The 8740-nt window shown below is 51.6% G+C and carries 9 protein-coding genes; all 9 read right to left on the minus strand.

Annotated elements, in window-relative coordinates:
- Positions 1-245: 245 nt before the first annotated feature.
- The gene (locus tag B5G12_RS13740) at positions 246-632 is read right to left on the minus strand and encodes an IME_Rho_tet family cysteine-rich VLP protein (protein WP_002596231.1); all 387 of its coding nucleotides are present in this window, start codon (positions 630-632) and stop codon (positions 246-248) included.
- The gene (locus tag B5G12_RS13745; RefSeq protein ID WP_087325444.1) at positions 622-2247 is read right to left on the minus strand and encodes a relaxase/mobilization nuclease domain-containing protein; all 1626 of its coding nucleotides are present in this window, start codon (positions 2245-2247) and stop codon (positions 622-624) included. The genes B5G12_RS13740 and B5G12_RS13745 overlap by 11 nt, the downstream gene beginning before the upstream one ends.
- Positions 2219-2617, minus strand: coding sequence for an IME relaxosome accessory protein (locus B5G12_RS13750; protein WP_066522956.1), 399 nt, complete (start codon positions 2615-2617; stop codon positions 2219-2221). The genes B5G12_RS13745 and B5G12_RS13750 overlap by 29 nt, the downstream gene beginning before the upstream one ends.
- Positions 2618-3342: 725 nt before the next feature.
- A complete protein-coding gene (locus B5G12_RS13765) occupies positions 3343-3555 on the minus strand; it encodes a helix-turn-helix domain-containing protein (protein ID WP_002586615.1) in 213 nt (70 codons plus the stop codon).
- Positions 3548-3970 (minus strand): sigma-70 RNA polymerase sigma factor region 4 domain-containing protein, encoded by a 423-nt coding sequence (locus B5G12_RS13770; protein WP_002586616.1) that lies wholly within the window; start codon positions 3968-3970, stop codon positions 3548-3550. The genes B5G12_RS13765 and B5G12_RS13770 overlap by 8 nt, the downstream gene beginning before the upstream one ends.
- Before the next feature lie 171 nt (positions 3971-4141).
- Positions 4142-4909 (minus strand): class I SAM-dependent methyltransferase, encoded by a 768-nt coding sequence (locus B5G12_RS13780; protein ID WP_002586626.1) that lies wholly within the window; start codon positions 4907-4909, stop codon positions 4142-4144.
- Between the two features lie 50 nt (positions 4910-4959).
- Positions 4960-6879, minus strand: a complete 1920-nt coding sequence (tet(W), locus tag B5G12_RS13785) for a tetracycline resistance ribosomal protection protein Tet(W) (protein WP_087325445.1) — start codon at positions 6877-6879, stop codon at positions 4960-4962.
- A 645-nt stretch (positions 6880-7524) separates the two neighbouring features.
- Positions 7525-7665: a Maff2 family mobile element protein gene (locus tag B5G12_RS13790; protein ID WP_087325446.1), complete on the minus strand. Its 141-nt coding sequence runs from the start codon at positions 7663-7665 to the stop codon at positions 7525-7527.
- A 160-nt stretch (positions 7666-7825) separates the two neighbouring features.
- The coding region (locus B5G12_RS13795) for a VirD4-like conjugal transfer protein, CD1115 family (RefSeq protein WP_144064176.1) at positions 7826-8740 on the minus strand (915 nt) is incomplete at its 5' end.

The following is an 8740-nucleotide window of genomic DNA, read 5'->3' on the forward strand; positions in this document are numbered from 1 at the left end:
TGTTTGGTCACCGTTCAGTATAAAGGATTTGAAAGGTTTGGGGTAATGGCTTTTTCTGTTGATCCGGAATTGGTGATTTCTATTGAACCCCAAATGGTTTTTTCAGCTGAACGCTAACAAGCGATAGGATCACCTCCCTGTGTTCGGGTTGATTTTGGCGTATTGTCACGCATTAAAACGCCGTTTCCGGGGGAAAAGGATAAATGTATCGCGTACCCTTTGACACCCACGAAAAAAGCCTTGATTTATGCGGGTTTGAAAGGCTCTAAAGCGTGACATCTCTGCCTTTGTTTCCGCTTTCTCTCGGCGGCTTTGATTTTCTTCATGCGCCCGGCGCAGTCGGGGCAGTATTTTCCCCGGTTGGATTTGGGGACAAAGGCCGCCCCGCAGACGGCACACCGTTTCCGGCTTCCCCGGCACAAGAGGGCTGCGGCCAGCTCCCCGTCAAGGGGCAGGACAGCCACACGGAACCAGTGGCACATGAGGGAAAAGGAAATGCTCTGGACGCACACGCAAGGCTCCCCGTCGTCCAATAGCAGGCAGTTCCCCTCATCGTAGTTACAGCACTCATGTACCAGCCGCCGCGCCCGCCGGTGCTGGCGGTAGTCCATGTGGGGCAGGTTATCGCTCATGGCTCTGCTCCTTTCTGCGGTGCGGCTCGTCCCGGCGCAAAATCTGGTCGATGTTCCGCTTGACGGTCTGCAACTCCTTGAACCGCTGTTTCTGTTCGTGATAGGTGTTATACAGGCCGTCTTTCTCGGAGATAAGCTGCTCGATCTCGGCCTGCAACGCTTTCCGGGCGGGCAGCTTGGTAATGCCATGCGCCTTGAAATACCGGGCTGCTGCGTCGGCTATGATAAAATCGCTCTCATGGGCCTGCCGGTATGCGGCGCGGGCTTTCTCGGATTTCTGTGCCCGCAGCCCGTCGCGGGCGGCCTTGGTCTGGGCGTAGGCCAACACCTGCCGCTGCAACTTCTTTTTCCCTTGCAGCTTCGTTTCCAGTGCTTTCAGTTCGCCGCTGGTCTGGCGCATTTTCTGATAGGCGGTGTCAACGGCGGCTTCTAACTGCTCCGGGGAAGTAAAGCCGTATTGCTGGTAGACGGACAGCGTTTTGGCGGCCTGCTTCAGATTGTGTATCTTCGCCCAGCGTTCATAGCCCCGGCCTTTGCCCTCGGCCATTTTCTGCTCAATGTCCACAAGCCGCTGCACTCCGTCCTGTTTCGGGGCGGCTATCTCGGCTCTGGCAACCTGCAAGCGGTCTTTTATGGTGCGTGGGGGATCGGGGGATCTGGCTGGCGCTTCGGCTGCTCTGGCGGCGTTTTGCTCTAAAACGGCAAAGACAGCGGCGCGGTCAAAATCGTCGCCCAGCTTCCGGGCGGTAATTGGCTTTGTCCTGTCCGGCGTGAGGTAGGAAAGCCGCCCCCGGCTCTCCTTGACGGTCACACCCTCCTGCAGCAACAGAGAGGAAAACTCGTCAAAGCTGGCGGCGGTGGCAAGGGCTTTCCGTAGGGTCTGCCGCAGCTTCTCCTTGTTCGTTTCAAACTTGGTCTGCCGGGGCGTGATACCGCCTGCAATCATGGGGGCGTTCTGCTTATCCAGCGCGGCCTGTCCCTTTTTCTGCGCCCAATACTCTCGGTCTGTGACGCGGTTCTTGCTGCCGTTCAAGAGGTCGATTTGATAAAGCCCCTCCCGGTGGCACATCTCCATGACTTCGGACTTGAAGTAGCGCAAGGCCGCGTCGGTACAGCGGTGCTTGCACCCGGCTTTCGTGTCGGCTGGCCTGTCCATGTAGGGCAGGAACGGCACTTCCTCAATCCGCAGGCTGTTAATGACGATATGCACATGGATATTGCCGCTGTGGTTATGCCCGTCCGGGTGAGTGCATACAAGGGCTTGGTGGCCGGGGAAATGTTCGGCGCAAAACTTCTCGCCCAATGCCTGCGCCCGGTCTACGGTCAAGCCGTTGTCCGGCCCGTCCCGTGGGTCAAAGCTGATGATATAGTGGTGGCTTTTCACATCTTCCCGCCGCTGGTTTTTCTCATAGCGGAGATTTGCCCGCATACACGCAACGGCAAAATCCTCCCCGCCGCAGTTCAGCGTGGACAGCCGGTAGTCCTCGCGGGGGATAAGCCTGCCGGTTTCATCAAGGACGGGCTTCATGGTAAACTCGTCATGCTCAAACAGCAGATACTGTTCGGCGGCTCCGTAGTCGGCGTTTTTAGAGTTGATATGCTTGAGTGTTGCCAACCGCGTCACCTACTTTCTGTAAGACTTCATACTTGAGGGCGGCAAGGTCGGCTATGGCGGCGCGTACCTCGCCGGACAGCGCGTTGTAGGGTGCGCCGTACTCGTTCAGACACCGGGCTATCTGGTTAAGGTTGCCGCCGATTTTGCCGTACTCGGCTGTGAGTTTCCCGACAGCGGAAAGCAGCTCGTCATTGACCGCTGATACATGGATAACGGGGCGTATGGCGGTGCGCCGTATCGCCTGCCGGAGAAATTCGGACTGGCTGATACCATAGGGCGCAAGCCGCGCTGTGAAGTCGGCGTATTCATCTTCGGACAGCCGGGTTTTCACAACGCGGCTGCGGTGGGGTGTGTTGTATCGCTTCGGCATAGGCTGAAAACCTCCTCTCACTATTCCTATTGCTGAATTTTTTCGGATTTTGGGCGGAGAATTTTTCCCCTCACTCCTCCTATTGGGCAACTTTTTTCTACTTTGGGCGGAGAAATCTCTCTACCCCTTTCATTGCTGAACTTTTCGGGAAATAACAAAAATTTTTTTGCGTTTGGGGTAAAAAACTCTCTACTTCTCCCATTGGGCAACTTTTTGGAAAATAACAAAAACTGTTTTCAGTTTTTTCGCCCGCAAGGGCGCAAAGCAGGGTTTGGGGAAGGCACTCCCCAACAAGTTTCCCGCGAGGGGCAAAACCGCAGAATTGCGGATTTTGGCACCGTGGTAGAAACTTGCTCTCCGTGACTGCAAACTTTCTCTCACTTCCGTCCGCCACTTTTTTGGAAAACTGCAACCACAAAAGTTTGTTTCTCTTTTTCTGCTACTACTAATCCTGTAAAGGGCATTCCTGCCCGCTTTCGCTAAAATGACACCGGACGCAGTGGTTTCTACCCGGTGTTGGAGAAATCCTTTCTCTTTGCCCTCTACTACGGGTAAATGCTCCAAATGCCAAACACCAGGGCAGAAAAATTCCCTCCTCGCTTACTACTACAACCGGCAGGGGGCAAAATGGCCGGGAGCGGAGCCGGACAACAAAAAAAGCAGTAAATCTTTTTCAAGACTTACTGCTTTCGCTGGCCGCGTCGGTGGCGGCTGGTATTCAGTTTTTATGACTTGTCCGGTGGTTCGTCAAGCCGGAACTTGAATTGACAGTCAATTAACCGCTGCTTTACATAGTCCTCCACCTCGGCGTTGACCTGCCCGTTCACTTTTGAGAAATAGCGGATATATCCGGCGTAGTGGAGCAGGACAGCGTTCACGGCTTCTGGGTCGCCCTCACGGGCTTTGAGGATTGTTTCATAGGGGAGAAGTCTACTCATACCGGCTCACCCCCATTTCTTCGCGTAGCCGCTGCAAGGCAAGCTGGATATGCCGCCCCGCTGTGCTGCGTGACCGGCCAATACACGCGCCGATCACGCGCTGCGGCTGGCGCAGAAAGTAATAGCGCAGGATTTCTTCCCGCGTCTGCTCCGGCAAAACAGAGATCGCGTCGGCAAGGGCGGCGTTGCAGAGCAGGACGGTCTGACCGCAGACGGTAAATGGGTATTCCTCGTCCGGCTCCGACGCGGCAAACTGGACAAACTTCTCGTTCATCAGATAGTCAAGGGAAACTTGCCGTTCCCATTGCCGTTTAAGCTTCAAAATCTTGTCCAAGGCGGCACAGCGGATAACAGTCTTGCAAAAGGCGTTGTACCTGCGCTGGATATATTCTTGATAGGCTATCTGGTCGGTCATGGAAATTCCCCTTTCTGAATAATAGTGCGGGGCGGTGGCACTTCTTGCTGTCGCCCCTTGATTGCCTACCAGCAAAGGCGGGCGGGGCTGTCAACGGCTGCGCATATGCGCCGTTCATCTTGACCGTTGACTGGCTCGGCTGGGTTTGCTATTTACCCGACAAACTTGAATTTATTTTAAGCTATCACGTTTTACCTTCTTAAGCCTTACTATCATTACCATAGGAATTTCTTTGTTGGTTTTAAAACATTCTTCATAAAATCCATCAATGACAAATCCAGCTCTAAAACAAAGGTTAAAAATATCTTGTATGGAACGATGATAATAAATCTGCTCTTTCGGTTGCCCTTCAATCGCTATATCATAGTAACTGTGCGGTGTCATATATTTTTCAGTCAACGTGACAAAACAAGGGTGTTGCGTTGCAAAGACAAAAATTCCGCTTTCCTGCAACAGTTCATAAACAGCCATAAGAAGTGGTTCAATATCCGTAATATCCATAATTGCCATATTAGAAACTGCTTTCGTAAAGGCTCGATTTCTTTTTAATTCTAATATACTTTTTCTATCGGTCGCATCCGCCACACAAAATTCAATTTGTTTTGCATATTGTGATTGCCGTCTTTTAGCCAATTCTATCATTTTTTTGCTGTAATCAAAAGCGACAACCGAAGCGCCTCTTTGTGCAAGATACGAAGAATAATTTCCATTGCCACACGCAATATCCAAAATGTAATCCGCAGGATTAGGAGATAGAAGTTCCGTTACTTTGGGACGCACTACCTCTCTGTGAAATTCATTAGATTCGTCACCCATTGCATTATCCCAAAATTGTGCGTTCTCCTCCCAGATTTTTTTACTTTCCTCTGTTCCCATGTTCTCTCCCACTCCCCAAATTTGCTTTTTTGCTTCCATTAAATCTTCCTTACTATATTCCATTGTTACCCTCCATAACTTCTGATTGTTGCCGTCTTGACGATTATGTATCTTTACATTACCTTCTGAAACATATGGCGCACCTTGTCCAGGCGGCTGTTTGGACGGCGGGGCTGGATGACCGGCTGACCGACAGCGGCCTGATATCCTTTCAGCTCTGTAAGGCATACGCTCCGCCCGTTGGTGTAAAAGGCCAGATCAGTACGGTATGCCTGTATACAGCGGGCGGGAATCTCGCCAGTAAAGACAACTTCATCCTTTTTTACCTGGGCCGTTTCGATGGTGGCACAGTATTTCGGTGCATCATGATAAGCCCTGGAAAGGTATTCCTGGGGCGCATAGAGGATGAAGGAGAGATAAGGTTCCAGCAGCTGCGTCCCCGATTCCTTCAATGCCTGTTCCAATACAATCGGGGCCAATGAGCGGAAGTCCGCCGGCGTGCTGACCGGACTGTAATAAAGCCCGTATTCAAAGCAAATCTTACAGTCCGTTACGTTCCAGCCGAACAAGCCCTGCTCCAGCCCGTAACGGATACCATCCCTGACAGCGTTTTGAAAACTCTGGTTCAAGTATCCCAGCGAAACCCGGCTCTCGTATTGTACACCGGAGCCAAGCGAGAGTGGTGTAACAGACAGTCCTATGGATGCCCAAAACGGGTTGGGCGGCACCTCGATATGGATGGTGTGGCTGGCTGCTTTGAGCGGCCGCTCCATATAAATGACGGAGGGTTCCTTTACCACTGTTTCAAGCTTGTATTTTTCCGACAGCAAAGCGGAAACAACCTCCAACTGCACCCGGCCCAAAAAAGAAAGAATGATCTCATGGGTGATGGAATCCACTTCGCAACGCAAAAGCGGGTCAGTATCCGCAAGTTGCGTAAGAGCGTCCAGCAGCCGTTCTCTTTGCGCTGCCGTTTTCGGCGCAATCGTCGTCCGCAGCATGGGGAGGGGGTCCTCGCGCCACCTTTTACGAGGGAGCCGGGTTTGGTCCCCTAATACATCGTTTAACCTCACGCTGTCGCTGGGAAGGATAACAATTTCACCCGGATAAGCGGTGTCTGTCCGAACAATTTCCCCTTTGGATGGAATACGCATCTCTGTGATTTTCAGCTTTTCTCTCCCGGCCAGGGCCACCGTATCCCGCAGGCGCAGCGTTCCGCTGTATAGCCGTAGATAGACACGCCGCTGGCCGCAATCTGTATACTCCACCTTGAAAACGCTGCCGCATAGGGCGGCGCTCCCCTGTTCCCCAATCGGTTGGAACAGCCCTGTCACCGCATCCATCAACGGTTGAATGCCAAGGCCCTTTTTGGCGCTGCCATAATAGACCGGGAACAGGGAGGCGTCTTGAACCCGCCGCTGTTCCTCCCGCACAAGTTTTTCCCGGCTGATTGGTTCTCCTGCGATATACTTTTCCAATAATTTATCGTTATTTTCGATGACCGCATCCCATGCTTCTATGTCGGTATTTTCCTCCAGGACTATTTCCGGGGACAGCGACACCGTCTGCTTGATGATAATATCGGCGGAGAGCTTATCCCGAACAGACTGAACCACGCTCTGCAAATCAACGCCAGCCTGGTCGATCTTGTTGATAAAGATAACGGTGGGAATGTTCATTTTCCGCAGGGCATGGAACAGAATACGGGTCTGGGCCTGCACGCCATCTTTAGCGGAGATCACCAAGATGGCCCCATCTAAAACAGCCAAAGAGCGGTACACCTCCGCCAAAAAATCCATGTGGCCGGGCGTATCCACAATGTTGACTTTACATCTGTGCCACTGGAAGGAAGTGACTGCCGCTTGAATGGTAATCCCACGCTGCCGCTCCAAAAACATGGTGTCCGTCCTCGTTGTCCCTTTTTCGACGCTCCCCGGTTCTGAAATGGCTCCGCTGGCATATAGCAGGCTCTCCGTCAAGGTCGTCTTTCCAGCGTCTACATGGGCAAGAATTCCAATATTGATTATTTTCATGTGATTGTCCTCCCTTTACTGCCCCGAAGGGCATAAAAATCCCCAGCAGTAAAATACTTTTACCACTGGGGATGATAATTTGCGGACATACACATATACAGCATACACCTGTTTGTGAGTGCTGTTTTTGGGGATATGTCAAAATTGATAAGGCAAAAGTATTCTTAAATTGGGTACAAAAAACTAAGCCCCTACAAAAGGGACTATCATAATCCTTTGTTCCCACTATTTGATTATAGTTTTATTTAAGAATACCTTGCCGCATATTTTTTACTCCTTTTCTGGACTTGAATTATTATATCACATCAGTTTTAGGAAAACAAGTATCTAAAAGAAATTTTTCTTCCCCTTATATGTAACAATCATACCGGCTTCCTAACGTTCAGAATGGTTTCTACTGTCTGCTGCGGTGTTTGGTTGGAATTGTCCAACCAAAAGCCGATCCGTGGTGTTGTCTGCATTTTACTAAATACAAATTCAATGTATACAGAAAGAAATATATAAGGAGTGGGAGGGATTCCGCCGTAGTCGGCATTGTAGGAAAATCCAAAAGTTTAGATTTTCTCAAAATGCTTATCTTTTGGTCTTTGGTTCGGAATAGTGTAGTGCTGGCGGTCTATCTATTGTTTTCGGTTGCTTGCTTCTTTACCGTACATGAGCATTCGAGCCGGGGTTGTCGGACCCATAACCTTCCAGCAGGTTGACGCCGCCCCACACACAGAGGGCACCGCCGAGGCCGATCACGATAGTCTGTAAAGTGTCAACAGCAGAGTTGAAAAATTCCATGGTGATCTCCTCCTTACAATAAAGAGCTTGCGGCCCCGATACACACCTGAAATCTCGTTTTTTATAAGCTGCCAACCGCAGCGGGGGCTGATTTGCCGGTGTATCCTGGGCCTGGGGTAAATAAAAATGGCCCTCTTTGGAAGGGCCAACGGTTCAAAAATTATACGTTATCTGCATCCACCACATCGTACACATCCGACGGTTTGAGTTTAAGCCTATGGTCAAGAAACTTCTCGATGTCAAAGAGGTTCTTCTTGTCGTAGTCTCCGGTCAGCTTGTAATTGGGATGCTGGGTCAGGTCGTATTTGCTGGATAAAAAGGGCCGCACACCCCGCAGCTGCAAGATACACTTGCCGCCGTCCATAACAGCCAGCTCATCCCGGCTCATGAGCTCGTGACCTGTCTTTTGGTACGAGGTGCCAAAGGACGGGCTGTTGCCGCGGGTGTCCGAAGTGTTGTAGAGGTCGATGGTTTCACGGCCCAGAGTCGCTGACAGTTCTTTGAGGGTGGTGTTTTCCGAGCCGCCGAGGAATATTTGGCTGTCCATGTTCCCGATGATGGTGTCGGCGTTGTCTTTGTACAGAGCTTTCAGCTGGCTCTGCGCCTGCAAGACCAGGCAGGCAGAAATTTCCCGGCTGCGGATGGTGGCCACCAGCTTTTCGAGGTTCGGGATCTGCCCGATGTTGGCACACTCGTCGATGAGGCACCGTACATGGACCGGCAGCCGCCCGCCGTACACATCGTCGGCCTTCTCGCAGAGCAGATTGAATAGCTGGGTGTATACCATCGAGATCAGGAAGTTGAAGGTGCTGTCGGTGTCGCTCATAATGAGGAACAGCGCTGTTTTTCGGTCGCCCAGGGTGTCCAGTTCCAGCTCATCGTAGGTGGTAATTTCCCGCAGTTCGGCGATGTCGAAGGGGGCAAGGCGAGCACCGCAGGAAATCAAAATCGACTTTGCGGTCTTGCCCGCCGCCAGCTTGTAAAGACGATATTGCCGCACCGCAAAGTGGTCGGGCTTCTCTTTTGCCAAGTCCTCGAACATCAGGTCTACCGGGTTTTGAAACTCCTCGTCATC

This window comes from Faecalibacterium sp. An58 (assembly GCF_002161515.1).
In the GTDB taxonomy this organism is placed as follows: Bacteria; Bacillota; Clostridia; order Oscillospirales; family Ruminococcaceae; genus Faecalibacterium; species Faecalibacterium avium.

Coding starts and splice junctions, on each gene's coding strand:
- B5G12_RS13740 (WP_002596231.1), bottom strand. CDS start 632: ATGAGCGATAACCTGCCCCACATGGACTACCGCCAGCACCGGCGGGCG.
- B5G12_RS13750 (WP_066522956.1), bottom strand. CDS start 2,617: ATGCCGAAGCGATACAACACACCCCACCGCAGCCGCGTTGTGAAAACC.
- B5G12_RS13765 (WP_002586615.1), bottom strand. CDS start 3,555: ATGAGTAGACTTCTCCCCTATGAAACAATCCTCAAAGCCCGTGAGGGC.
- B5G12_RS13770 (WP_002586616.1), bottom strand. CDS start 3,970: ATGACCGACCAGATAGCCTATCAAGAATATATCCAGCGCAGGTACAAC.
- B5G12_RS13780 (WP_002586626.1), bottom strand. CDS start 4,909: ATGGAATATAGTAAGGAAGATTTAATGGAAGCAAAAAAGCAAATTTGG.
- B5G12_RS13790 (WP_087325446.1), bottom strand. CDS start 7,665: ATGGAATTTTTCAACTCTGCTGTTGACACTTTACAGACTATCGTGATC.